Annotated in this window: 1 pseudogene; it reads left to right on the forward strand. The window is 48.5% G+C overall.

From position 1 onward, the window contains the following. Window positions 1-1,857: pseudogene (locus PVV60_RS10400) on the forward strand (filamentous hemagglutinin); the annotation flags it as partial.

Here is a 1,857-nt window from a genome sequence, read left to right on the forward strand (position 1 = left end):
CTCGTGGTGCTGATGGGAGTGCATTAGATATTTTTGATCTTGTTTCGCGCAAGATCAGTGTCGGGGGTCCTATACAGGTCAAAGGGGATTTGGCTGTTATCGCTGGTCACAATCATTTTGATTATCACAAGCGCGAAGCAACTTCTCTTGGCTCTGATGGCAAAGAGCCAGAATTGGCGATTGATTCCAGTGAGTTTGGTGGAATGTATGCGGGGCAGATCCGCGTGATTGCCAATGATAAAGGCGCCGGCGTTAAGATGCGCGGAGACATGGTTGCCAATGCAGGCGCCATGAGATTGACAAGTGATGGCAAGCTGGTGATTGCCAAAGCACGTGCCAAAGGTGCGGTGAAGGCTCACTCTCACCACGACAGTGTGCATGTGAAAGATCTGCTTTTTTCAGAAGAAGCGGTTGAACTGAAGGCTTTGAAGCATGTTGAACTGGCTGAGCAAGCTCGCGTTGCGGCAAGCGGTACTGTTGATGTGCGCGCCAATGTGATCAAGCTCCAGTCTCATGCTCTTCTAGCAAGCGGTATTGGAAGTGATGGTCAACAGTCAGCGACGGGTTCTTTGCACTTACAGGCAGCAAAGCTTGAGGCGGGAAATGGGCGGATAGCCGCCGGTGATCTTTTAGAGATCCAAGCAGCAACAATTGATCTAAGCCGCATGCAAGACAATGATCAAACAGGGGTTTCTTCCCTTGGCGATCTGACTATTGAAACCAATCAAATCAGCGCTTTAAACAACCATATTGGTGCCAAGGGGAATATTGTCTTGAGCGCCGATGATGCGCTCACTGTAGGCGCTGGACATTATAGCGCCGGCGGCTCTCTTTTGGTGCAAGCGGCAGAGCTTACATCAGGCGCTCATTTAGTTGCAGAACAAAAAATTGACCTTTATGCGCATAGCGGTGATCTTATCCAAGAAGGCACTGTCTGTTCTAATGGGAAGATAACGCTGGATGCCCATGGAGCTCTCAATCACACGGGTGATATTGTCAGTATGCAGCAGGTTGCCTTGACAGCGGGGGGCATGCTCACAACCTCTCAAGAGAGCACGATTTTAAGTTATGATGTGGTTTTAAGTGCTGATGCTTTAACCCAAGCAGGGACTGTGGAAGCCCAAGAGGGAGCGTTAACCCTTCAAGTGCGTGATGGGGTCGCAAATAATGGCACAATGCGCGGTGAGAGTGTCGATGCTCATCTTGGTGCATTTACCAATCAAGGGACGTTTATTGCAACCGATGATTTGCATTTGATGGTAAGCGCACAAGAAGGCGTCGATCCACAACAAGCTTTTCTTCAGAACACATCCGAAGGGGTCCTTCAAAGTGGTGGCGCTTTTGTTTTGATCGCAGGGCGATTAGACAATGCCGGTGCGCTTGGCTCTAGTGGTGAGAATGTTGCCCTCAATGTGGCAGGGAATGTTAGCAATAGTGGGCTGATTTACGCCAAAAAATCTATGGACCTATTCACTGATGGTGATTTGACCAACACACAGGGCAGAATTATTGCTGAAGAGGCTCTCAGCATTGGTGGGCTGAAAGAGACACGTGCAGGTCATATAAACAATGAGGCTGGTCTTCTCAGTGCTTTAGCCGGTGAGATGAAGATTGTTGCAACGTCTTTTGTTAATAAAAGCGCTGAAGCGACAAATTCAGATCAACAAAACGCTACACATGATGAAGGTGCGCATGTTTTAGCGCGGGATGGTTTGCGCATTGATGTGGGCAGTTTTGAGAATGTTGATGGTCTCATTTCTACGCAAGGGGCAATCAATATTGTTGCTGATAGTGTGATCCAAGCAGGACACATAGAGATTGAACGTGGTGACCTTCAACTGACCAGCCATGGTGATT

The organism is Bartonella sp. AU18XJBT, from assembly GCF_028618595.1.
Lineage (GTDB): Bacteria > Pseudomonadota > Alphaproteobacteria > Rhizobiales > Rhizobiaceae > Bartonella.